This window comes from Eubacterium barkeri (assembly GCF_900107125.1).
Lineage (GTDB): Bacteria > Bacillota > Clostridia > Eubacteriales > Eubacteriaceae > Eubacterium_O > Eubacterium_O barkeri.
This window is the reverse complement of record NZ_FNOU01000027.1, coordinates 14,262-34,860: the sequence shown is the minus strand read 5'-3', so window position 1 is coordinate 34,860 and position 20,599 is coordinate 14,262. Positions and strand designations below refer to the sequence as shown.

General features: G+C 46.0%; 25 protein-coding genes. 8 read left to right on the top strand and 17 right to left on the bottom strand.

From position 1 onward, the window contains the following. A partial coding sequence (locus BLU30_RS14385) for a hypothetical protein (RefSeq protein WP_207648017.1) occupies positions 1–239 on the top strand: 239 nt, incomplete at its 5' end. 312 nt (positions 240–551) lie between these two features. Here the strand turns inward: BLU30_RS14385 and BLU30_RS12770 are convergent. Together BLU30_RS12770 and BLU30_RS12765 are read right to left on the bottom strand one after the other, a co-directional pair. Further along, positions 552–803 carry a GlsB/YeaQ/YmgE family stress response membrane protein gene (locus BLU30_RS12770; RefSeq protein ID WP_090246945.1) on the bottom strand — a complete coding sequence of 84 codons (252 nt, stop codon included), beginning with the start codon at positions 801–803 and terminating at the stop codon, positions 552–554. Between the two features lie 14 nt (positions 804–817). Next, the gene (locus BLU30_RS12765; RefSeq protein ID WP_176770940.1) at positions 818–2,518 is read right to left on the bottom strand and encodes a DNA-methyltransferase; all 1,701 of its coding nucleotides are present in this window, start codon (positions 2,516–2,518) and stop codon (positions 818–820) included. A gap of 113 nt (positions 2,519–2,631) precedes the next feature. On the opposite strand from BLU30_RS12765, the gene BLU30_RS12760 reads away from it, so the two are divergent. From BLU30_RS12760 to BLU30_RS12745, 4 genes are read left to right on the top strand one after another with little or no spacing between them, the layout of a single operon-like run. Further along, entirely contained in the window at positions 2,632–3,579 is a 948-nt protein-coding gene (locus tag BLU30_RS12760; protein ID WP_090246941.1) for an RluA family pseudouridine synthase, read from the top strand. Then, positions 3,579–4,121, top strand: coding sequence for a Holliday junction resolvase RecU (locus tag BLU30_RS12755; RefSeq protein ID WP_090246940.1), 543 nt, complete (start codon positions 3,579–3,581; stop codon positions 4,119–4,121). The genes BLU30_RS12760 and BLU30_RS12755 overlap by 1 nt, the downstream gene beginning before the upstream one ends. Before the next feature lie 2 nt (positions 4,122–4,123). Next, positions 4,124–4,603, top strand: a complete 480-nt coding sequence (locus BLU30_RS12750; RefSeq protein WP_090246938.1) for an S-ribosylhomocysteine lyase — start codon at positions 4,124–4,126, stop codon at positions 4,601–4,603. 1 nt (position 4,604) lies between these two features. Then, positions 4,605–4,868 (top strand): TM1266 family iron-only hydrogenase system putative regulator, encoded by a 264-nt coding sequence (locus BLU30_RS12745; protein ID WP_090246937.1) that lies wholly within the window; start codon positions 4,605–4,607, stop codon positions 4,866–4,868. A 50-nt stretch (positions 4,869–4,918) separates the two neighbouring features. Here BLU30_RS12745 and BLU30_RS12740 read toward each other — a convergent pair whose 3' ends face one another. Continuing rightward, positions 4,919–5,752, bottom strand: a complete 834-nt coding sequence (locus BLU30_RS12740) for a UbiA prenyltransferase family protein (protein WP_090246935.1) — start codon at positions 5,750–5,752, stop codon at positions 4,919–4,921. 128 nt (positions 5,753–5,880) lie between these two features. Between BLU30_RS12740 and BLU30_RS12735 the strand changes: the two genes are divergently transcribed. Together BLU30_RS12735 and BLU30_RS12730 are read left to right on the top strand one after the other, a co-directional pair. Continuing rightward, entirely contained in the window at positions 5,881–6,414 is a 534-nt protein-coding gene (locus tag BLU30_RS12735; protein WP_090246934.1) for a M48 family metallopeptidase, read from the top strand. A 211-nt stretch (positions 6,415–6,625) separates the two neighbouring features. After that, positions 6,626–7,252: a class I SAM-dependent methyltransferase gene (locus BLU30_RS12730; RefSeq protein WP_090246932.1), complete on the top strand. Its 627-nt coding sequence runs from the start codon at positions 6,626–6,628 to the stop codon at positions 7,250–7,252. A 39-nt stretch (positions 7,253–7,291) separates the two neighbouring features. On the opposite strand, the gene trxB is transcribed toward BLU30_RS12730, so the two are convergent. Continuing rightward, the gene (gene trxB, locus BLU30_RS12725) at positions 7,292–8,206 is read right to left on the bottom strand and encodes a thioredoxin-disulfide reductase (RefSeq protein WP_090246931.1); all 915 of its coding nucleotides are present in this window, start codon (positions 8,204–8,206) and stop codon (positions 7,292–7,294) included. After that, the gene (locus BLU30_RS12720) at positions 8,206–9,921 is read right to left on the bottom strand and encodes a Na/Pi cotransporter family protein (RefSeq protein ID WP_090246929.1); all 1,716 of its coding nucleotides are present in this window, start codon (positions 9,919–9,921) and stop codon (positions 8,206–8,208) included. Before BLU30_RS12720 ends, trxB begins: the two co-directional genes overlap by 1 nt. Before the next feature lie 198 nt (positions 9,922–10,119). Between BLU30_RS12720 and BLU30_RS12715 the strand changes: the two genes are divergently transcribed. Then, a complete protein-coding gene (locus tag BLU30_RS12715) occupies positions 10,120–11,505 on the top strand; it encodes a glycine--tRNA ligase (protein WP_090246928.1) in 1,386 nt (461 codons plus the stop codon). Between the two features lie 59 nt (positions 11,506–11,564). On the opposite strand, the gene BLU30_RS12710 is transcribed toward BLU30_RS12715, so the two are convergent. The 12 genes from BLU30_RS12710 to rpsK all read right to left on the bottom strand — a co-directional run bounded on the left by BLU30_RS12710 (position 11,565) and on the right by rpsK (position 20,594). Beyond that, the gene (locus tag BLU30_RS12710; RefSeq protein ID WP_090246926.1) at positions 11,565–12,440 is read right to left on the bottom strand and encodes an aldose 1-epimerase family protein; all 876 of its coding nucleotides are present in this window, start codon (positions 12,438–12,440) and stop codon (positions 11,565–11,567) included. Positions 12,441–12,460: 20 nt separating this feature from the next. Continuing rightward, the gene (locus BLU30_RS14690; protein WP_176770939.1) at positions 12,461–13,624 is read right to left on the bottom strand and encodes a TrmO family methyltransferase domain-containing protein; all 1,164 of its coding nucleotides are present in this window, start codon (positions 13,622–13,624) and stop codon (positions 12,461–12,463) included. Positions 13,625–13,813: 189 nt separating this feature from the next. Further along, the gene (gene rpsI / locus BLU30_RS12700) at positions 13,814–14,206 is read right to left on the bottom strand and encodes a 30S ribosomal protein S9 (RefSeq protein ID WP_090246924.1); all 393 of its coding nucleotides are present in this window, start codon (positions 14,204–14,206) and stop codon (positions 13,814–13,816) included. 18 nt (positions 14,207–14,224) lie between these two features. Beyond that, positions 14,225–14,662, bottom strand: coding sequence for a 50S ribosomal protein L13 (gene rplM, locus BLU30_RS12695; RefSeq protein WP_090246923.1), 438 nt, complete (start codon positions 14,660–14,662; stop codon positions 14,225–14,227). A 159-nt stretch (positions 14,663–14,821) separates the two neighbouring features. Continuing rightward, positions 14,822–15,565 carry a tRNA pseudouridine(38-40) synthase TruA gene (gene truA / locus BLU30_RS12690; RefSeq protein WP_479691035.1) on the bottom strand — a complete coding sequence of 248 codons (744 nt, stop codon included), beginning with the start codon at positions 15,563–15,565 and terminating at the stop codon, positions 14,822–14,824. Between the two features lie 11 nt (positions 15,566–15,576). Further along, entirely contained in the window at positions 15,577–16,404 is an 828-nt protein-coding gene (locus tag BLU30_RS12685) for an energy-coupling factor transporter transmembrane component T family protein (RefSeq protein WP_090246920.1), read from the bottom strand. After that, on the bottom strand, positions 16,397–17,263 hold the full coding sequence (locus tag BLU30_RS12680; RefSeq protein WP_090246918.1) for an energy-coupling factor transporter ATPase: 867 nt from the start codon (positions 17,261–17,263) through the stop codon (positions 16,397–16,399). Before BLU30_RS12680 ends, BLU30_RS12685 begins: the two co-directional genes overlap by 8 nt. Further along, on the bottom strand, positions 17,254–18,096 hold the full coding sequence (locus BLU30_RS12675) for an energy-coupling factor transporter ATPase (RefSeq protein ID WP_090246916.1): 843 nt from the start codon (positions 18,094–18,096) through the stop codon (positions 17,254–17,256). The genes BLU30_RS12680 and BLU30_RS12675 overlap by 10 nt, the downstream gene beginning before the upstream one ends. Positions 18,097–18,173: 77 nt before the next feature. After that, on the bottom strand, positions 18,174–18,515 hold the full coding sequence (gene rplQ / locus BLU30_RS12670) for a 50S ribosomal protein L17 (protein WP_090246914.1): 342 nt from the start codon (positions 18,513–18,515) through the stop codon (positions 18,174–18,176). A gap of 7 nt (positions 18,516–18,522) precedes the next feature. Then, positions 18,523–19,479 carry a DNA-directed RNA polymerase subunit alpha gene (locus BLU30_RS12665; RefSeq protein WP_090246913.1) on the bottom strand — a complete coding sequence of 319 codons (957 nt, stop codon included), beginning with the start codon at positions 19,477–19,479 and terminating at the stop codon, positions 18,523–18,525. Between the two features lie 75 nt (positions 19,480–19,554). Further along, a complete protein-coding gene (gene rpsD, locus BLU30_RS12660) occupies positions 19,555–20,184 on the bottom strand; it encodes a 30S ribosomal protein S4 (RefSeq protein WP_090246911.1) in 630 nt (209 codons plus the stop codon). Positions 20,185–20,201: 17 nt separating this feature from the next. Then, complete coding sequence (gene rpsK, locus BLU30_RS12655; protein ID WP_090246909.1) at positions 20,202–20,594, bottom strand: 30S ribosomal protein S11; 393 nt, start codon at positions 20,592–20,594, stop codon at positions 20,202–20,204. Between the last annotated feature and the right edge of the window lie 5 nt (positions 20,595–20,599).

Below are 20,599 nucleotides of genomic sequence, written 5' to 3'. Positions count from 1 at the left end.
CCAGGATCAAACTCTCAATTAAAAGTTTGGCATCAGACCTCAGTCTGATGTTCTGGTTCTTACGCTTGGTTTGGTTTTTTTATAGAAGAGTCCAACCTCTTCTTTTCTCCAGCAGATCGCTCTGCTTCGGAATCTTTGGTTTTATCCAGGTTTTATGGTACTATTCTCTTTTCTATGACCTCGCTGTCGCAATTGACAACTTCTTTATTATAGCAGAAGCATTTATTTCTGTCAAGTGAATTTTGAAAGTTTTTTAAATTTTCTCAATCCTGAAGTCGTTTGCTTTAGACAGCTTATTTATTTTACCAAACCACTCTTTCATTGTCAAGCACTTTTTTAAATGTTTTTCAATGGGATGGATTTGGTGTGTCTCTCTCGAGACAGCTTATTTATTTTAGCAAACCGCATCCGCTTTGTCAACTACTTTTTTTAGTAATTTTATAGCTTTTTCGTTTTGCCATGCCCTCTTTCGATACGGCTTGTTTAGTATAAACTGTCTCGGGGGTTTTGTCAATAGCCTTATTTACTTATTTTTCAACTGGGCTGATTATTTATTTTTTCCGTAAATGAAGGAACAGATCAAGTACTGCTACTAGAATTAGCGCTCCTATAATCGACGGCACGATGGCCATACCTGCTGCTGCAGGTCCCCAGTATCCAAATAGCTTTTCCCCGACAATAGAACCAATAATCCCAGCAGCGATGTTCCCAATGCAGCCAGCTGGTAAATCCCGACTGGCGATGGCACCAGCGATCGCCCCTATAATGCCGCCAATAATTAGCACCCATAAAAGATGTCCCATTTGATCCTCCTTTGTTATACAATCTTCCACACCGTTTCGTCACCTGCAATATTCCGTATTTTGAGCCGCTTCGGCTGATTACTTGATCGGATTGTCCCATCCCACAATGTATTGAATTTTACATTATTATAGATTAGGAATCCCCATTTATCAATATGGATCTCTTCACTGCTTGTCCAAATCCCTCCATCATTCTCACAATCCAGAGCAATCATTTCGACGAGCTCCAACCCACTACTGCTCATATGAATGGCTTTATACCCCTTGTTCTTCTCTTTCTTTTTATTATAGATTTCAATACTCTTCTTTAAATGATCACTTTTAAACTGCTTTAGACGAAGTGTATACCCCTCTTGATTTTTTTCACAATGCCAAAGCGCCTCATCGGCTCGCCCTATTTGTTCGAGCACCGGTTTCAGAGTGACAAATTCCAGTCCTTCTTCCTGACAGTCAATGTTCCCCAGAAGATGATAAACTCGAATTTTAGAATATTTCTTTTTCAATGTTTTTCGAGCCTGTTGTAGTTGGCTCAGAACGGATGCTTCCAATTGGTGGCTCGATCGATCCAGCAAATTGGGGAGATAAATCGGAATCCGTTCCCCTTCCTCTAAAATTGTCCCCGCTAAAACCTTCGGCATCCCCTTCTCTTTTTGAAATTTTGGCAGCTGTGCTTTAAGCTGCTCCATGGTTTGGATTGGATTCCGATATAAGGATAGGTCATCTTCCACCCGGTAAATGGAAAAACTTCCAGTCCCTTGCTTCTTTAATCGGTCCCGGGTGACGTTAATGCTATTGATACCCACATCACAATGGATAAACCGTCGGCCGAGACGGCTTGCTGTCCCAGCGGCAACACCACTTCCGCCAAAAAAATCTGCCACGACCATTCCTTCGCCACTGGATGCCGTTATTATGCGCTCCAGCAAAGCCTCTGGTTTTTGGGTGATATAGTCCACCCGCTCACCAGCCGTTCGCCCAACCATATCAATCTCCCAAACATCCCTCATATTAACCTGGGTGTACCACCCCACATCATCCTGATACTCTTTCACATTTTTAAAACGATAGGGTTTGAATCCACGATTATAGGATTTCTCCTTCATCGGATTAAACAGATGGTGCCCTTTATTTTTGGCGTAAAGATAGAGGGTATCGTGCTTTTTCGCAAAGCTGGCCGTTGATGCACCTCCTGATTTATAGGACCAGATGATTTCATTGAGAAAATTCTGAGCTCCAAAGATATCATCCATCAATATTTTAATATAATGACAGATGTGCCAATCCAAATGGACATAAATACTGGCAGATTCACGCATAACGCTACGAATGGCCAAAAGATTTTTATACATCCATTTCAGATAATCCCCTTGTTTCCAGATATCGCTGTACATGGTTTCTTCAAAGGCTTGATGGGTATGGGGTTTCCCCCGAAGATACATACGGTTTGTATAGTGTGCTCCGCTGGCAAAGGGTGGATCAATATAAACTAAATCAACGGTCTCCCTTTTTTCCTTGAGCCAGGCACAGGCGGCAATACACTCACCATGAATCAGCATCCCCTGGGCCACATCCTTTCCCACTCGTTCTGTCAGCGTCATGTCATACAAGGGCATTCCCGGTGCCGCTGACGCCTCTGCCCGAATCCCTTCCAAATCAAATGCAGGGGCAGCATTCCCTTTAATTGGGTTCTCTTCTATATAAGGTATATATTTCACACTCTTTCCATCCTTCATATGAACTACTTTAGTATTGTACCATACTCACCACACCCTTCGCACTTCAAAAGAAAAAGGGATTCCCTTTATCGCTTTTATGCTATAATAAGGCCATGAAAGAATTATATATTGATACAAACGCTGCCGGTCAACGCATCGATCGGTATCTATTGAAGCGCTTCCCCCGGGCTTCTAAAGGATTTCTCCAAAAGATGCTCCGGAAGAAACAAATTACATTGAATCAAGGGCGGGCACAGCCCCAGACTTTTCTCAATGAGGGGGATTGCATCCAGGTTTTTTTCTCGGATGAAACCATTGACCATTTCAGCGGTACTGGCCAGAAGGTTCCTACACCGCCAATGCTGCCAAACAACACCCTCTTTGATCGTCCGATTTATGAGGATGAGCATATCCTTGTGCTAAACAAACCCCAGGGGATGTTGACCCAACCCGATGCCAGCGGAGAACCCGCACTGTCTGATTGGCTCTCTACGGCCATTAAAAATGATGGGAGGACCTTTCACCCTGCTCCTTCCAATCGGTTGGATAAGAATACCAGTGGCATCATCATGATTCCAAAGGATTACCCAACCCAAAAGCTGGTGAATACTGCTATTCGTTCCCGTAGTATTTTAAAGGAATACCTCGCCTTGGTCAAGGGAACCATTGCACCATCCCTTACCCTTCAGGATCAACTCGTAAAGGATGGTGCCACAAATCGGGTGACCATCGGGGCAGGGGAGGAAGGTGTATCTGCCCACCTCAGCTGTGTCCGTATCGCCAGTAACCAGGATACCAGCCTGGTCTGTATCCGATTATTCACCGGACGGGCCCATCAAATCCGGGTACAGCTTGCCGCGGCCAATCATCCTATCATCGGTGATCCCAAATACGGTCATCGCACTGTCAACAAGGCTTTTTTAGAGCGATATGGACTTCGGCGACAGCTCCTTCATAGTGTGCATTACGCCATCCCTGACTTAAACTACGATTTTAAAGCACCCCTTCCCCAGGATTTTCAATCAATTTTGAAAGATTTGGGTTATACGGAGGTGGACTGATGGGCTATTGGCACTCCCGGGGCCTCCGGGGAAGCTATCTGGAAGACTGTATCAACCAATCCAACCAGCTCTACTTAGATCAGGGGCTGGCGGTGGTTCAAAAGCTGCCAACGGCCATTAAGCCCGTGGAATTGGATAAAGAGCGTGGCACCATCAAGTTAGCTTACTTTGACGAAAAAAGTACCGTGGATTATATGGGAAACGTACAGGGCATCCCTATTTGCTTTGATGCCAAGGAAACGAACCTCAAACGGCTACCCATTTCAAACATCCACGCCCATCAGATTGAATTTATGGATGCCTTTCAACGTCAGGATGGTCTGTCCTTCCTCATTGTCTTTTTTAAGCAGCTGGACGAAGCTTATCTCCTCCCCTTTGAAAGCCTCAAGCCCTATTGGGACGCTGCCCAAAAGGGAACCGGGCGAAAGTCCATTCCTCATGCCGCTTTCGATCCGCAATTACGGATTCCTGCCCAGGGGAATTTACTCATCCATTACTTAGACGCGCTAAATACCTATCTTAATTTACGAAAGGATTTATGATTATGAAAAAAATCGCAAGCTTTACCGTTAACCACATTGATCTCCTTCGGGGGATCTACGTTTCCCGTAAGGATTATTGTGGTGATGATTGTATCACCACCTTCGACATTCGGATGAAGGAACCCAATCGTGAGCCGGTATTGAATACCGCAGAATCCCATACCCTTGAGCATTTAGGGGCAACCTATCTCCGGAACGATCCTGAACGCTCCAATCAGATTGTTTATTTCGGACCCATGGGCTGCCGGACCGGTTTTTATTTGCTGATTAAAGGGGATCTCATTTCCCGGGACATTGTTCCCTTGGTTACGGAGCTCTATCGCTTCATGGCAGATTTTGAGGGAGAAATTCCCGGTGCAGCTCCCCGGGACTGTGGCAATTACCTGGATATGAATCTGCCCATGGCCAAGTATGAAGCCCAGAAATTCTTAGATGAAGTCCTCGATAACATCACCGAGGATCATCTCATTTACCCCGAATAAGATGGCGACACAAACTTCCAACCGGATTGCCCACATCGGCATCATCGTTGAAGATAGCGGGGCTGTGGAACGTCTCAATGCGACCCTCCACCAATATGCCCCTTATATTATCGGACGGATGGGCATCCCCTGTCCAACCCACGGCGTGTCCGTTATCAGTGTCATTTTAGATGCTCCAGCAGATATCATTAGTGCTCTGTCTGGAAAATTAGGAATGTTAAAGGGGGTTGGTGCCAAAACCCTCTATGCTAAGGTTTCACAATAAAAGAAGCCCCTTTCAGATTCAATCCTACAATCTGAAAGGGGCTTCTTTTATTATTTCTTTTTACCCTGATCCGGTGCTGGCTTATCTCTCCCCAGCATCTTATCAAAGGCACGTTCCAGTATATCCTTCTTAGGCTTCGATTCAAACACCTTTGTGGCCTTATTAATTTTCGATGCCATTTCCCGGGCTTCCTTTAAAGTCCCTTCCTCAGCATTCGGTAAAAGTGCGCTCCATTCCCGAAAAAGCTTTCCATTGGCGGTAAAACCTTCATAGTTTAAGCCAAGGACATGGAATTCATTGTCACCATTTTCATGGAACTTTACCTTTGCCCGACAGCGATCCCAGCGATGATACCGCCCCATGGTATAGGCCTCATTGACTGCGATAATCGAACAGTAAGGCTTTTCTGCCGCCCGAAAGCGAAAGGCATTGGGCGCAATGAGCACGAAGATGGCCGCCGTCAAGGTAAAAAACCCACCAAAGAAGAAAGCAAAGTTCCTCGATTCTGGGCTCAGAAGAAAATATAAGGCGACTGACAGTGCAATAATACCTCCCCAAAGAATCAAGAAACGCTTTCGACTGGATTTCTTCTGAATGGCTAGCAGCTCACCAATGAAGCTATTGTACAAATCTTCATCATAATCCCATCGCAGCTTTTCCTCATCACTGGCCATAAAAGCCTTGAACTGTGCCGACCGTCTGGCATAATAAAAGATCCAGCAAAGGGCAAAGATGATAATGGCAATACCAAAATAATTACAGTAAAATTGATAGGCCCCCAGATCAACCAGCATACCAGGCACGAAAATCAAAAGCACCCCCATGACAACGCCCACAATCCCCAAAATAATGTTCATTTGATTTGGATTTTTAATCTCTTGCAATTCAAATAATCCTCCTGTTTCTAAACATGTGTTTTTATATTATAACAAATAATTGCTAAAATGGGGCAACAAATTATGAAGCATTGCTTTTTCTTAATGATATAATGTTTACATACGAGGAGGGCACTATGATAAAAGGACAGATCATCACACCAGAACATGAACGGGTTTACCACTATACTACCGGGGAATCCCATAAATATTTAGGGCATTACTACAATCTATCGGTACATCACACGAACTTAGAGCCCCGGGTCCAAATTCTCGGAGAAAATATTGTATTGGAATGTAACCAACCCAATAACCGGGAGCATAAAGAATTCATACTGGATATGTGGTACCGGGACCAGGCCCGGGAGAAATTCGTACCCTTGCTGGCAGATGCTGTTGTAAAAGCAGCACCTTATAAACTTCAGCTTCCCCAACTCAGAATCTATCGCATGCTCAACCGTTGGGGCTCTTGTTCCCCCAAAAGCAAAATCCTGATTCTTAATCTTGAGCTTATTAAAGTCCCTGAGTTCTGTATTGAGTACATCGCACTTCATGAGATGCTCCACTTTCGCTATCCCAGCCATGATTTTGGTTTTTCTTCTGCACTGGGGACCCTCATGCCGGATTGGCATAAGCGGGAAGATTTCCTCAATCAGTGGTATCCGATTTAAGAATTCATTAAGTTTTTAGCATGGTACAGTACGTTACTCTACAATTTCGTTCCTTTTCCCAGATAAAAGGACCTTGTTTTGCAAGTCAGGCATTACGGTGTTGCATCCTGAATTTCTTTTTAGAAAAAGAGCCTTTTACGGTGGTCAAACCTCTGAGAACGTGTTACACTATGGGCACCAATGAAGATTACCTCAGAAAGGATCAAATAAAATGAATAATGATACACGTGGCATCAGCCAGGACTTAATGGCCGCCATCTTTAATACCAGTGAATTTCGAAAATATTCCCACGATTGCCGCCAAGATATTGTGGAGGCCCTAAAGGATTATCAGTTCAATACACTTTTGGATTTAGACTGTGGGTCGGGCTTGATGTTAGAGCAAATCTTCGAGGCCTTTCCGCTGATTACAGCCAACGGCTTTGATTATTCCCTTGAACGTCTGGCTGGAGCCAAAGAACGTCTGGCTGATAAGGATGTTACCCTAAACTTCGGTAACGCAAAGCAGCTTCCCTACAAAAAAGACTCCTTCGATATGGTGGTCAGCACCTCAACCTTCCACCACTATCCCTATCCCCATGACGTTCTGGAGGAAATTCACCGCGTCCTCAAGCCCAAAGGCACGCTCATCATCTGCGATACTTACCTGAACGCGGCCATGCGCTACTTAAACATTGTCAGCCGCCCCATCAATGAAGTAACAGATATTCGGATGTACAGCGAAAAGGATATCTGGCAAATGCTTGGTAAGGCCGGATTTACGGGCATCCAATGGAAAAAGCTCAACAAATATACCTATATGGCTAAGGCCGATGCCTCTAGCGTATTAAGTGCCTAAATAAAAAAGAGCCCAAACGGCTCTTTTTTATTACCCCTGTTATAAATTCTCAAGATAACGGATGGCAGATACCCCTGCTATGGCACCATCCGCTGTGGCTGTGACCACCTGGCGCAGCATTTTCTGACGAACATCCCCTGCGGCAAAGATTCCAGGAAGTCCTACAGACATTTGTTCATCGGTTATAATATACCCCCGGTCGTCCAACGTCAAATCATCGGCAAAAACATCACTATTAGGCTTCTGACCCACAAAGATGAAAACACCATCCACTGGCAGCTTTTGGCTTTCCCCTGTGTTAACATTCTTTAACGTCACCCCGGAAACTAAACCATCCCCATCAATGGATTCCACAATACTGTCCCAAACAATATCAATTTTGTTGTTTGCCATCGCTCGATCTGCCAAAATCTTTGTCGCCCGGAGGGCATCCCTGCGATGGATGACCGTCACCTGGGATGCAAATTTAGTTAAGTATAAGGCCTCTTCAATGGCGGTATCCCCTCCCCCAACAACTGCCACATGACGGTTTCGGAAAAAATTGGCATCACAGGTGGCACAGTAGGAAACCCCCATACCCCGGTATTCCTGCTCCCCAGGACACCCCAGGAGCCGAGGTTCTGCCCCACTGGCAACAATAACGCATTGGGTTGTGATGGATTGATCCCCCACACTGACAACATAGCCCTCTGTGGTTTTAGCCAAACTTCTATACTCACCGGTCATAAAGGTTACGCCGAAGGACACACACTGTTCCCGCATACGCTCGGTTAAGGATGGTCCCGTTGTTTCTTCCGGAGCTCCGGGATAGTTTTCAATCTCCCAGGTGGTAACAGCCTGACCACCAATCGCCCCTTTTTCCAGAATTAATGTATTCAGCTGTCCACGGGCAGCATAAATCCCAGCACTTAAACCAGCGGGACCGCTTCCAATAATGATTACGTCATATTGCATTAGAAAATGACCTCCTCAATTTTATTGATATTCCGTTCGCTGCGCATGCTCAGGATATCCTGGGCAACATTGGCCGCATGATCCCCCACACGTTCAACATTCGCCAGTAAATCTAAGAACAATACCCCACTATAAGCTTTACATTCCCCTTTATTCAGACGACGCATATGGGCATCCTTGAGATTGCGGGTCATCTTATCAATTTCATCCTCTTCCACCAGAACCTGATCACATAATTTTGGATCTTCAGTCTCTAAAATTTTAACCACATTTTCCAGGGTATGGCTGGTATACACCATGATCTCTTCAATTTCACCTCTGGCATCATTGCTTAAATCAATTTTCTCCCGAATCTTCATCTCTGCCAGCTCCGCAATATTTTCAGCATGATCACTGATCCGTTCTAAATCGTGGGCGCCCTTCAGATAAAAGGCTAAGCGGTCATTTTCTATCTGAGAAATATTCATATTCGAGAGACGGACTGTATAATCGATGATACCATGCTCAAATTCATCAATGCGCTCTTCCCGCTCATACACCTTTTCAATGGCTTTTTCATCATTGTTCATCACAGCATCATGGGCCGTTTTAAAATTCTTACGGGCCATATCACTGAGACGAGTAACCTCTTTCCCCACCTGGCCAATGGCCACAGAGGGATTATTCAGGAGGCGTTCATCCAGCTGTAATCCCTTTTCCTCTTCACCCGTTGGGAAAACACGTTCCAGAAAATGGACGAAGTAGTTAATAATGGGGATCAGAACGATGGTATTGGCCACATTAAAGAAGGTGTGGGACATGGCAATCTGTCTGGCCACATTGGGAACCATGGCCCCGGATTCGCTGGTCATATTCCCGGAAATATTAACAATAAATTCATAAATGGGGTTCACCGTCATAGTGGCATCCATAACCCCCAGCAATAGCATCACCCAGATTGCACCAAAGATATTGACAAACAAATGAATGAAAGCCGCATTTTTTGCCGCTGTGCTTGTGCCGATACTCGAAAGCAGTGCCGTCACGCAGGTCCCAATATTGGTCCCAATCATCATGGGGATACAGATTTGAATGGCCCCTGTTCCTGTGACCCCTGCAAAGACCCCGGAAATTGCCAGTGCCTGGAGTAAGCCCAGGGTCGCACCAGAGCTTTGCATAATCCCGGTAATCACCGTCCCAATAAGCAGGCCCAGGAAGGGGTTGCGCCCATAGGTGGTTAACCATTCGATGAATACTGGACTATCCTTTAAGGGCTTCATGGTGGTACTCATGGTGCTGACTCCAAAGAAGAGAATCCCAAATCCTAAAATAATACTTCCCAAATCCCGGGTGCTCTTCCTTTTGGCAAAAAGGGCCATAAAGGTACCAATACCGATAAATAAAGGTGCCACTGCATCCACATTGAAAGCAATGAGCTGAGCCATTACAGTCGTCCCAATATTTGCCCCCAAAATAATCCCAGCCGCCTGGGTTAAGCTCATAAGCGATGCGTTGACAAAGCCCACGACCATAACCGTCGTGGTACTGGAGCTTTGAACCATGATGGTCACCACAATCCCCACAAGGATTGCTTTGAAGCGGTTATTCGTCAGCACCTCCAACAGATGCTTCATTTTGTTCCCCGCAACAATCTTAAGTCCTTCGCTCATCAGGTGCATCCCGTAAATGAACATACCCAGGCCGCCAAAGAGGCCCAATAGCATTCCAATCGTCATCTTTAAAATCTCCTATGTAGTTCCTTTAATTCCTCAATTTTTACAAATCACGGATATAGTCATTTTAACACTACTGCTCTCATTTTAAAACAAGAAATATTATAATATTTTCATGTAAAATAATCCGGGATAAAGTATGCATAAAATCTGAATCTATGTTAAAATAAGAAATTATGAATATTGCAGAGGAGGACGCGAATGTCTAGCTTTTCAATGAGTGAAATTGTCAGCCTTGCCAAAATGAGAGGTATTGTATTCCCAGGATCTGAGATCTATGATGGTCTTGCCAATAGCTGGGATTACGGCCCCATCGGCGTGGAGATGAAAAATAATGTTAAAAAGGCCTGGTGGAAGAAATTCATCCAGGAATCCCCCTATAATGTCGGTCTGGATGCCGCCATTTTAATGAACCCCAGAACCTGGGTGGCCTCAGGCCATGTCGGTGGCTTCAATGATCCCTTGATGGATTGTAAAGCCTGTAAATCCCGTTTTCGGGCCGATAAGCTTTTAGAGGATTACTTCCAGGAAAAGGGTGAAGAAGTCATCGTCGATGGCTGGAGCAAGGAACAGATGGAGGACTACATCCGGGATAACAACATCGTCTGTCCCGAATGCGGAAAGGCTGATTTTACAGAAATCCGCCAGTTCAACCTGATGTTTAAAACCTTCCAGGGCGTCACCGAAGACAGCGCCTCGGAAATTTACCTTCGTCCGGAAACCGCCCAGGGGATCTTCGTCAATTTCAAGAATGTCCAACGGACCACCCGGAAAAAGATTCCCTTCGGTATCGGCCAGGTGGGGAAATCCTTCCGAAACGAAATCACCCCTGGAAACTTCATCTTCAGAATCCGGGAATTTGAACAGATGGAGCTGGAATTCTTCTGCGAACCCGGTACAGACCTCCAATGGTTCGCCTATTGGAAGGATCAATGTAAAAAATGGCTCTTCGACCTGGGTATGAAGGAAGAAAATATCCGTTTCCGGGATCATGAGCAGGAAGAGCTCTCCCATTACTCCAATGCCACCACCGATGTAGAATACCTCTTCCCCTTCGGTTGGGGTGAACTCTGGGGGATTGCCGATCGTACGGACTTCGACCTGACCCAGCATCAGAACGAATCCGGGAAAGATCTGCGCTATCAGGACCCCATCACCAACGAAAAGTATATTCCCTACTGCATTGAGCCCTCTCTGGGCGCCGATCGGATGTTTTTGGCCTTTTTATGCAATGCCTTGGAAAAGGAAGAACTGGAAAACGGCGATGTCCGCAACGTCATGAAGATTCATCCCGCCTTATCCTGCTTTAAAGCGGCCGTTCTGCCACTGTCCAAAAAGCTGAGCGAAAAAGCCACTGAGGTTTACAGCGAGCTGGCCAAATACTTCAATATCGATTATGATGAAGCTGGCAGCATCGGAAAGCGCTATCGCCGTCAGGATGAAATCGGAACGCCTCTGTGTATCACCGTTGACTTTGATACCCTGGAAGATGAGGCCGTTACCATCCGGGATCGCGACACCATGGAACAGGTTCGCCTGCCCATTGCTGAGTTAAAAGCATACATCGATAATAAGATCATGTTCTAAAGGATCAACCCCAAGCACCGTTACTCTATTACTCAGAGAAACGGTGCTTAATTTTAGGCTTAATAGACGACAATCGTATAGGCTGCCCTTAAAACGTCCCCGGGTGCTGCCACCAACACGCCGGGTTTTTCCATCAGCTCCCCTGTAAAGCCCACATCATCCGTCCGACCAATCCAAGGCTCCAGGCAGATAAAGGGAGCTCCAGGCTTTGACCAGATTCCAAAATTCGGGAATCCCGGAGCACTTAATGCCACCAGAGGCGTCCCATCTTTTTTTCTCAAAATAACCTCATCAAATTGAGCACCATCAAAGATTCGGGCATCCTTGGCAAAAAAAGCATCACTGAGAGAATAACAGCCATCCTGAAGTGGCATTGGATGAACATCTCTGGGATTTGGATGGCCCTCTATCGGATCAATCAGTAAATATTTAAGCTCCTGCTGCCCCGGAAAATCCAGGACATACCCTTCCTTTCCATCTTCTTCCTCTAAAGCAAAGGCTGGGTGACCGCCAATGGTAAAGGGCATTTCCCCATCTCCGGTATTCTCTACCCGCCAAATCACCACCAAGGACTCCCCTTCCAGCCGATGCGTTACCTCCAGTTTAAAATGGAAGGGATAGCATTCACGGGTGCTGGTATTATCCGTGAGCAAATGCGTCACTTCATGATCCGATTGATACGTGCACACAAAATTCATATCCCGGGCAAAACCGTGGCGGGGCATGGGATAAACCTGTCCCAGATGCCGATATTGCCCTTGGTAATGGGCACCAACGCAGGGAAAAAGGAGGGGTGCCCGTCGGGCCCAATGGGCGGGGTCACCCTTCCATAAAACCGATCGTCCGCCTTGCTTATCCTGTATCTCCTTGAGCTCCGCACCGTAATCCGCTACCACTACCCGCAAGCGATCATTTTCAATACTATGTTGAACCATTTTCTCTCCTTCCAACACTCCTATAATTGATCTTCCCAGTCCGGGTAACGCTGTTCTCCGACCCGTTGATCTCTAAAGATTGGCTTGATGTCTAAAACCGGCGTCCCATCAAAGGCATCCAGTCCCTTCACCGTCAATCTATTTTCCTCGATGGATAAGAGCTGCACATCCGTCATACCAATGCCATTGGGGCGATTGGGCGTCCGGGTAGCATATAATCCCACCAAGGGAAGGTTTTGTCGTCCCCGGGGATGGCATTTTAAACGAGTCACCGGGTCCATTTCTTCAAATGGACTTTGGCTAAAACTAAAAACAATCCGGATATGTGAAAATTGAATCAGGCTTTCCAGCCCAGGAATCAGCGCTTTATCCAATGCAATGGTGCTAATCACCTCCCCCCAACTGTCCGACCGACGCACGATGCCGTCATTTTTTACCACACCGATGGGGTGCATCACAATGGGTTCGTCTTCTTTTCCTTCCGGACTGGCTGCCTCCACCAATGCCTTAAAAAGGGCCTGGCTTCCCTTATCTTTTTTATAATTAAATTCCGGGTGCCACTGAACCGCCCAAACAAAGGACTGTGTCGGCATATAAACGGCTTCTATTAAACCGTCGGGAGAAACCGCCATGGGCCTTAAATTCGGTGCCAGGGTCGAAATCCCTTGGTGATGATAACTGTTCACAGGGTAATCTTCCACCCCAAAGAGCGTAGATAAGGGCGTTTTGGGCAAAATACGAACGTTGTGGACCGTTACATCATAGGGTGGTTTCATCTGATGACCGATATCGGAAGGATGCTCTTGCCCTAAATCCTGGTACAGCTTTCCGCCATAGAGGGCATTCAGCAATTGAATCCCCCGGCAAATTCCCAAAATGGGCTTATCAAGGGCCACTGATTTCTTTAATAAATAGCCTTCCATGACATCCCGGGTTTCACAAATTTCACCGCAATCCCTTGACATTTCTTCCTGATAAACCGCCGGTGCCACATCCTGTCCCCCGGTAAAAAGAAAGCCATGGCAAAGGCTTAAAAACGTGTTTAACACTCCCTCATCCTGGGTGAGCGGCAAAACCAAGGGCGTGGCACCCGCTGCCATTAATCCGTCTAAATAGCCCGGCAACATCCAAAGACTGTCTTTTTCCTGATCGTATAATGGGGTTACACCAATAATGGGACGCATGTTATCCTCCTCAAAAAATTTAATTTTTTTTTATTATACCACACCCGGTTTTAAGTCATAAAAAAAACGGCCATTGACCGTTACTTATTGTGTGGCTTCATCATTTTCAGAGTAAAACCTAACCTCGAAATAACAAAAAGCCCAGCTGTCACAAAGTGACAAGCCGGACTTTCTAAAATACCGATACAATTAACGCTTGCTAAACTGAGGCGCACGACGGGCTTTTTTGAGACCGTATTTCTTACGTTCAGTCATACGTGAGTCACGTGTTAAGAAACCAGCACGCTTGAGTTCTGGTCTTAAATTAGCATCTGCTTCCAACAACGCACGGGAAATACCGTGACGGATGGCACCGGATTGACCGGTAAAGCCACCACCGAATACATTGACGATCACATCAAAGCTCCCGATGGTATTGGTTAAAACTAAGGGCTGTTTTGCGACCATCTTTAAGGTTTCCAGTCCAAAGTAATCATCAATATCGCGGCCATTGATGATGAACTTGCCTTCGCCGGGCAGTAAACGTACTCTGGCCACAGAGGTTTTTCTTCTACCTGTTCCGAAATATTGTACTTTCGCCATTCTTAATTTCCCTTTCTACTAAACTTCCAAAGCTTCAGGCTGCTGTGCGGCATGGGGATGATCCGGACCGGCATACACCTTTAACTTCTTCATGACGGCATCGCCCAGCTTATTGTGGGGGACCATGCCTCTAACGGCCTTGTAAACCAAAAGATCCGGTTTTTCCTGTAAGAATTTACGGTATTTGGTTTCCTTCAGTCCGCCGGGATGACCGGAATAGGTCTTGTACAATTTCTGGTCTAATTTATTACCAGTCATAACAATCTTATCCGCATTCACAATGATGACGAAGTCACCACAGTCGACATGGGGGGTGAAATACGGTTTATTCTTTCCTCTTAAAATGGTTGCAATTTCGGTTGCCAGACGACCAAGGACCTTGCCTTCTGCGTCTACGACGAACCATTTGCGTTCGATTTCTTGAGATTTAGCCATTTTTGTGGCATTTGCATTCATCTCAGGCTCCTCCTATATTGAGTAGTTATTTTTTTCTTATTGATGGATGACCAGCAAAAGTGGGAGGTTGCCAGTCGTCGTTTATATGCTGTACCGGGGCAAAGGGTACAATAACGTCCATCGTTAATTCTAGCTTAACTGACAACAATTGTCAAATGATTATTGTGAATAAATCACTTTTTTTAACATGAGCCCCTGGGCCGGTGCCGTCATTCCCCCCAGCTCCCGATCCCCACTGGCAATAATTCCCGGGATTTCCCCGGATTTTATCTTACCCATTCCCACCGATACCAAGGTACCGGTAATGATGCGGACCATGTTGTATAGAAAACCATTGCCCTGGAAAGTCAGCCGGATGAGGGGTCCTGCGGACTGGATCGAAAGAGCATCAATTTGACGTACCGTGGATTTCACACTGCTTCCTGTGGACATAAAGCCTCTAAAATCATGCTCCCCTAAAAAAGCTGTTGCAGCACTTTTCATGGCAGCCAAGTCCAACGTTTCACGAATATGCCAGGAATAATCCCAGTAAAAGGGGCTTTCAATGGGGGCGATGTACAGGGTGTACGCATAAATTTTACCGATGGCACTATACCGGCTATGGAATTCCACTGGTACAAGCTGGCTTTCAACCACCCGGATATCCCTTGGAAGCTTGGTGTTTAGAGCCAGAGAAAAACGTTCTCCTGGAATCCGGGAGGCTGTGGTAAAATTGGCCACCTGCCCCTCGGCGTGGACCCCCGCATCGGTACGCCCGGCGCCGTAGAGCTTTACCGTCTCCCCGGTAACCTGACCTATTGCATCCAAAAGCGCCTCTTCAATGGAAGGGGCGTTTTTTTGAAACTGCCAGCCGGCGTAAGCAGTGCCTTTATAGCTTATTGTGAGTTTAATGTTCCTCAACACTACCACCGCCCTTATACCGAAAAGGGGAAAGGAAGGGGCCAGGTGATAAACCGGGAATAGATCAGAATTCCCGTAAAGGCAAAAAGGATGATGAAGGTAATGGTGTCTGCCTTTGTAAAACGCAACTGATTCATCCGGGTACGGTTTTCCCCGCCCCGATAACACCGCGCTTCCATGGCAGTAGCCAATTCATCCGCCCGACGAAAAGCCGATACAAACAGGGGCACCAGAATGGGTACCAGGGCCTTTGCTCTTGAAATCAAATTCCCGGATTCAAAGTCGGCTCCTCTGGCCTTTTGAGCCTTCATGATCTTGTCCGTTTCTTCCATCAGTGTTGGAATAAACCGCAAAGCGATGGACATCATCATTGATAATTCGTGGGCATATCGTCTCACAAAGGGAATCCCCTTGATACAAAACTCCATTCCATCGGTTAAATCGATGGGAGAGGTCGTTAAGGTCATGATGTTCGTCCCAATAATGAGGAAAATCAAACGCAGGGCCATATAGGTTGAGTTGCAAATCCCTTCTGCAGTCAGGGTAAATGGACCAAAAGAGGCCACCGGCGTACCCGGAGTCATAAAGAGGTTGAGGACCACCGTGAGCAAGATAATCAAAACCAGAGCCTTAAGCCCCTTAAAAATGTACCCCAAAGGAATTTTGCTCATTAAAATAATCGCGGCTAAGAAGATGAAGGCAGCCAAATAGCCCCAAAGATTGCTCAGGACAAAGAGTAGAATAATGTAGGCAAAGGTGAAGATAATCTTTGTCCGGGGATCTAAGCGATGAATGACGGAATCTGCCGGGTAATATTGGCCAATGGTAATATCTTTAAACATGGGTGTCCCCTTCCATTACCCTCAGGATTTCGGCCTGGGCTGCTTCTACCGTGAAAATATCTTGACGGATATCCGGGAACCTTTTAGCAAGCTCCCGCATGAGGTAGGTTACCTCTGGCACTGCTAATCCAATGGATTCCAGGGTATCAATTTCGGTAAAAACCTTGGCCGGTTGATCAAAAAAGACAACAGACCCCTGATGCATCACCAGGATTTTATCTGCTAAACGCCCCACATCCTCCATACTGTGTGATACGAGGATAACGGTAATGCCTTTTTCCTGATGGAGCCTTTGAATCTGGGAGAGAATTTCATCCCGTCCCCTAGGGTCTAAGCCTGCTGTTGGCTCATCTAAGATTAAGACCTGGGGCTCCATGGCCAGTACCCCGGCAATGGCAACCCGACGCATTTGCCCTCCGGATAACTCAAAGGGTGACTGCTCCTTAACCGCATCGTAATCCAGTCCGACCATTTCGATGGACTGACGAACCCGAGTGATAATTTCTTCCTCGGATAGACCCAGGTTTTTAGGACCGAAGGCAACGTCCTTAGCGACGGTCTCTTCAAAGAGCTGGTGCTCTGGGTATTGAAAAACTAAACCGATATTATGGCGAAGCTTAACCATGGATTTTCGATCCTCTTTAAAAATATCCTTCCCATTAAAGAGTACTGATCCAGCCGTTGGGGTTAATAACCCGTTGAGATGCTGAATCAGGGTCGATTTACCCGAGCCGGTATGCCCAATCAGCCCAATGAATTCGCCATCCTCAATGCGGCAGTTAATATCTTTTAGGGCAACGAATTCAAAGGGAGAGCCTTTGGAATAAACATGCTCTAAATTTACGATTTCTAAAGGCATAGGGCACCTGCCATTTCTTCAATATGTAAAAGATCATCGGGAATATCCAAGCCGCTTTCCCGGAGCAGGAAGGCTAATTCTGTCATTTGGGGCACATCCAGGCCGATGGCCTTCAGCGCCGTCACCTGGCGAAATATTTCCCGGGGTGTTCCTTCCATGACAACCTGTCCCCCATCCAATACAATAATGCGATCCGCATCGATGAGCTCTGTCATGTAATGGGTAATATGCAGCACCGTCATCCCTTTGTCCCGATTGAGTGTCTTAATGGTTTCCATGACCTCTCGGCGCCCTGATGGATCAAGCATGGCTGTGGGCTCGTCAAAGATAATGCATTCTGGCTCCATGGCTAAAATACCGGCAATGGCGATGCGCTGCTTCTGACCCCCGGATAATTGATGGGGCTTTTGTCTGCGATACTCCCCCATGGAAACCGTGGCCAGGCATTCATCCACCCGACGACGGATTTCAGTGGGCTCCACACCCAGGTTTTCCGGTCCAAAGGCCACATCCTCTTCAACAATGGTGGCCACCAGCTGATTATCGGGATTTTGGAAAACCATGCCAGCGGTTTGACGGATATTCCAAAGATTTTCTGGATCCCTGGTATCCATCCCTTTAATGAGGACCCGACCCTTTGTGGGCAGGATAATCGCATTAAGAAGCTTTGATAAAGTCGATTTCCCTGATCCATTGTGACCGATGATACCGACGAATTCCCCGGGGGCGACAGTAAAATCCACTCCCCGCAGGGCGGTGGTATCTTCTTCTTTATTCTCTTCATTTTTAGGATATTCGTACCCTAAATCCCGTACCTCGATCAAATTTTCCATAAGTGTTCTTTCTAATGATGGTTATATTGGAAAAGGGGAGATTTAACCCTTCCAGGCTAAACCTCCCCCATGGTGTATTAGACCAATTCTATTACAGCCAATTCGGCATTGTCGCCTCTGCGTGGTCCCATTTTGTAAATGCGGGTATAGCCACCTTGACGTTCTTCGTACTTTGGTGCGATTTCGTCAAATAAGCGAACAACTACTTCTTCCTTGGTAATATAAGCGAGAGCCTGACGTCTTGCGTGCAGATCCCCTTTCTTCCCTAAGGTTACCATTTTGTCAGCCATGCGTCTCAGTTCCTTCGCACGGGTAACCGTGGTTTCAATCTTGCCGTGTTCGAGCAGAGCAGTTGTTAAATTACGTAACATCAATTTTCTCTGATCAGTGGGACGGCCTAATTTTCTATTTCCAGCCATTACACAATTACTCCTTTGTCTTCTCTTCTGGACTTAAAGACAGACCGATTTCAGAAAGCTTATGCTTAATTTCGTTGAGGGATTTACGGCCCAGGTTCCGGACCTTAATCATATCCTCTTCTGTCTTCTGTGTCAGTTTTTCAACAGTATCGATATTCGCTCTCCGCAGACAATTACTTGAACGAACGGATAACTCCAATTCTTCAATAGACATCTCGCGGATGCGCTCTTTCTCGTTTTCTTCTTTTTCCACCATGATTTCGACATTGCTGGTGGCGTCTGTCAAGTCGATGAAAAGATTCAAATGCTCATTCATCACCTTGGCTGATAAGGATAGCGCATCCTCTGGAGAGGTTGTTCCATCAGTCCAAACCTCTAAAGTAAGCTTGTCAAAGTCCGTCACCTGACCAACTCGGGTGTCCTCTACCCGGAAAATAACCTTCCGGATTGGGGAGAAATTAGAATCAAGTGGCAGGGTGCCAATGGGCATCCCCGGATACTTATTCTTTTCTGCTGAAATATAACCCCGTCCTTGTTCAAGACGGATTTCCATATTCAACACACCATCCTTTGCTAAAGTGGCAATGTGCATATCAGGATTGATGATATCGACGTCGGCATCGCCAATGATGTCACCAGCTGTAACTTCACCTTCACCAGATGCTTCAATTCGAACGGTTTTGGGCTCATTGACGTGCATAACTGCACACAATCCCTTAAGATTGAGAAGAATTTCAATAACATCTTCTTTAATCCCAGGAATCGTCGAAAATTCGTGGAGCACGCCATCAATTTTAACATTGGTGACGGCAACACCTGGTAATGAAGAAAGCATGATCCGCCGCAGGCAATTTCCCAGGGTCGTACCATAGCCTCTTTCCAGGGGTTCAACGACGAACTTACCGTAAGTATCATCATCTGATTTATCTACAATATCGATAATCGGTTTTTCAAATTCGATCATAAAATCGTGACCCTCCTATAATTTAATACTATTATCCATAACGCGAGGGTTAAATTCTCAAGGTCATTGATACCCTTACTTAGAGTATAATTCAACGATGAGATGTTCAGCAATTTCAACATCGATATCTTCACGTGTTGGCATGCCAACCAGTTTACCGCTTAAATTATCTAAATCTGCAGATAACCAGGGCACGATGACGTGGTTTTCAGTGGTTTCCACGATACTTTTGAACTTCGGTGATTTTTTACTTTTTGCCTTAACTTCAATGGTATCGCCTTCCTTCATTAGGTATGAAGGAACATTGACAATGCTACCGTTGATTAAGAAGTGTTTGTGTAAAACCAATTGACGGGCTTCCTTTCTGGAAGTCGCCAGGCCTAAACGATAGACCACATTATCTAAACGGGTTTCCAGGATGGAAAGTAAGTTTTCCCCTGTGATGCCCTTCTGTTTTTCAGCTTTATCAAAATAGCCGCTGAACTGTCTTTCCAGCACGCCATAAATCCGTTTGACCTTTTGTTTTTCACGGAGCTGCAGGCCATATTCTGAAGCCTTGGAGCGTCTCTTCCCGTGTTGACCCGGAGGGGTCGGTCTCTTTTCAAAGGCACATTTGTCCTTTGAATAGCATCGTTCACCTTTTAAGTATAATTTCATGCCCTCGCGTCTGCATTGACGGCATGAAGCATCTCTATTTCTAGCCATATTCTAATTACCTCCAATCAGACTCTTCTACGTTTAGGCGGACGGCATCCATTATGGGGGATGGGAGTCACATCACGGATAAGTGTGATTTCCAAGCCGGCAGCCTGCAGGGCACGGATTGCAGCTTCACGTCCAGAGCCAGGTCCTTTGACCATAACTTCGACGGTTTTCAGGCCATGTTCCATGGCCAGTTTAGCTGCTTGTTCAGAAGCCATCTGAGCAGCAAAGGGTGTGCTTTTCTTAGAACCTCTAAAACCTAATTCACCGGCAGAAGCCCAGGATAAAGCGTTTCCTGCCATATCGGTGATGGTGATGATTGTATTATTGAAAGAAGATTGGATATGGGCCTGGCCACGTTCAATATTCTTTTTAATTTTTCTTTTTTTCGATCTGACGACTTTCTTAGCCATTCTTA

Excerpts from the sequence above, each read along its gene's own strand:
- rpsD (WP_090246911.1), bottom strand. The coding sequence starts at position 20,184 with ATGGCTAGAAATAGAGATGCTTCATGCCGTCAATGCAGACGCGAGGGC.
- BLU30_RS12730 (WP_090246932.1), top strand. The coding sequence starts at position 6,626 with ATGAATAATGATACACGTGGCATCAGCCAGGACTTAATGGCCGCCATC.
- BLU30_RS12710 (WP_090246926.1), bottom strand. The coding sequence starts at position 12,440 with ATGGTTCAACATAGTATTGAAAATGATCGCTTGCGGGTAGTGGTAGCG.
- BLU30_RS12750 (WP_090246938.1), top strand. The coding sequence starts at position 4,124 with ATGAAAAAAATCGCAAGCTTTACCGTTAACCACATTGATCTCCTTCGG.
- rpsK (WP_090246909.1), bottom strand. The coding sequence starts at position 20,594 with ATGGCTAAGAAAGTCGTCAGATCGAAAAAAAGAAAAATTAAAAAGAAT.
- BLU30_RS12745 (WP_090246937.1), top strand. The coding sequence starts at position 4,605 with ATGGCGACACAAACTTCCAACCGGATTGCCCACATCGGCATCATCGTT.
- rplM (WP_090246923.1), bottom strand. The coding sequence starts at position 14,662 with ATGAATGCAAATGCCACAAAAATGGCTAAATCTCAAGAAATCGAACGC.
- BLU30_RS14690 (WP_176770939.1), bottom strand. The coding sequence starts at position 13,624 with ATGCGTCCCATTATTGGTGTAACCCCATTATACGATCAGGAAAAAGAC.
- BLU30_RS12755 (WP_090246940.1), top strand. The coding sequence starts at position 3,579 with ATGGGCTATTGGCACTCCCGGGGCCTCCGGGGAAGCTATCTGGAAGAC.
- trxB (WP_090246931.1), bottom strand. The coding sequence starts at position 8,206 with ATGCAATATGACGTAATCATTATTGGAAGCGGTCCCGCTGGTTTAAGT.
- BLU30_RS12760 (WP_090246941.1), top strand. The coding sequence starts at position 2,632 with ATGAAAGAATTATATATTGATACAAACGCTGCCGGTCAACGCATCGAT.
- rplQ (WP_090246914.1), bottom strand. The coding sequence starts at position 18,515 with ATGGCTGGAAATAGAAAATTAGGCCGTCCCACTGATCAGAGAAAATTG.
- BLU30_RS12770 (WP_090246945.1), bottom strand. The coding sequence starts at position 803 with ATGGGACATCTTTTATGGGTGCTAATTATTGGCGGCATTATAGGGGCG.
- BLU30_RS12715 (WP_090246928.1), top strand. The coding sequence starts at position 10,120 with ATGTCTAGCTTTTCAATGAGTGAAATTGTCAGCCTTGCCAAAATGAGA.
- BLU30_RS12675 (WP_090246916.1), bottom strand. The coding sequence starts at position 18,096 with ATGGAAAATTTGATCGAGGTACGGGATTTAGGGTACGAATATCCTAAA.
- BLU30_RS12665 (WP_090246913.1), bottom strand. The coding sequence starts at position 19,479 with ATGATCGAATTTGAAAAACCGATTATCGATATTGTAGATAAATCAGAT.
- rpsI (WP_090246924.1), bottom strand. The coding sequence starts at position 14,206 with ATGGCGAAAGTACAATATTTCGGAACAGGTAGAAGAAAAACCTCTGTG.
- BLU30_RS12720 (WP_090246929.1), bottom strand. The coding sequence starts at position 9,921 with ATGACGATTGGAATGCTATTGGGCCTCTTTGGCGGCCTGGGTATGTTC.
- BLU30_RS12735 (WP_090246934.1), top strand. The coding sequence starts at position 5,881 with ATGATAAAAGGACAGATCATCACACCAGAACATGAACGGGTTTACCAC.
- BLU30_RS12680 (WP_090246918.1), bottom strand. The coding sequence starts at position 17,263 with ATGCCTTTAGAAATCGTAAATTTAGAGCATGTTTATTCCAAAGGCTCT.
- BLU30_RS12685 (WP_090246920.1), bottom strand. The coding sequence starts at position 16,404 with ATGTTTAAAGATATTACCATTGGCCAATATTACCCGGCAGATTCCGTC.